A 956-nucleotide genomic window follows, 5' to 3' on the forward strand; every position below is an offset into this window, starting at 1 on the left:
GATGGAAAACGACGCGAAGCATAGCACTGCGCCGCGCCCGCGGGACCGCCTCATGGGGCTTCCCGTCGGGCGCGGCGCGCGAACCGTCGCGGACGTGCGGCTCAGCCAAGCCAGTGCTGCACGGCCCAGGTGATCCCGTAGCCGCCGGCGATCAGCCAGACGTTCAGGATCAGGCCGGTCATCAGTGCACGCGGGCCGGCCGCGCGGATCTGCGCGACGCGCGTCTCGATGCCGAGTGCGGTCATGGCCATCGTCAGCGCGAAGGTGTCGAGCACGTTCAGCGTGTGCGTGACGTCCGTGGGCAATACGTTCAGCGAATTGACGATCACGAAGCCGAGGAAGCCGAGCGCGAACCAGGGCACCGCCACCTTGCGCTGGCGTTGCGTGCCGCCGGCCGTGTCGTGAGCCGCACGCGCGGAACGGGACGAACGGGCGAGCCACCAGCCGAGCGCGAGCAGCACCGGCACCAGCAGCATCACGCGCGTCATCTTCACGATCGTCGCGACGTGCACGACCTCCGGGCTGATGTCGCTCGCCGCGCCGACCACCTGCGCGACTTCGTGGATCGTGCCGCCGAAGAACAGGCCGAGGCCGGCCGGATCGAGGTTCAGCAGCCCGGCGTGATAGGCGAGCGGATACAGGAACATCGACAGCGTGCCGAACAGCACGACGCTACCCACCGCCATCGCGCTCTGGTGCGGCTTCGACTGCAGCGTCGACTCGAACGCGAGCACCGCGGCCGCGCCGCAGATCGCGCTGCCGGCGGCGGTCAGCAGGGCGGCGTCGCGGTCGAGCTTCATCAGCTTCATGCCGACCCAGGTGCCGATCGCGAGCGTGCTGACGACGATCAGTACCGACACCGCGAGGCCCGGCAGCCCGACCTGCGCGATTTCCTGCAGGCTCACGCGCAAGCCGAAGAACGCGACCGCGATACGCAGCAGCTTGCGGGCGGAGAA

1 protein-coding gene is annotated in these 956 nt (G+C 69.5%); it reads right to left on the reverse strand.

All coding sequences use genetic code 11. The annotated features are described in order from the left end of the window. Window positions 1–101: 101 nt before the first annotated feature. A partial coding sequence (locus JMF90_RS38520) for a YeiH family protein (RefSeq protein WP_201326486.1) occupies window positions 102–956 on the reverse strand: 855 nt, incomplete at its 5' end.

It is taken from the genome of Burkholderia sp. E168m23, from assembly GCF_016586125.1.
In the GTDB taxonomy this organism is placed as follows: domain Bacteria; phylum Pseudomonadota; class Gammaproteobacteria; order Burkholderiales; family Burkholderiaceae; genus Burkholderia; species Burkholderia orbicola.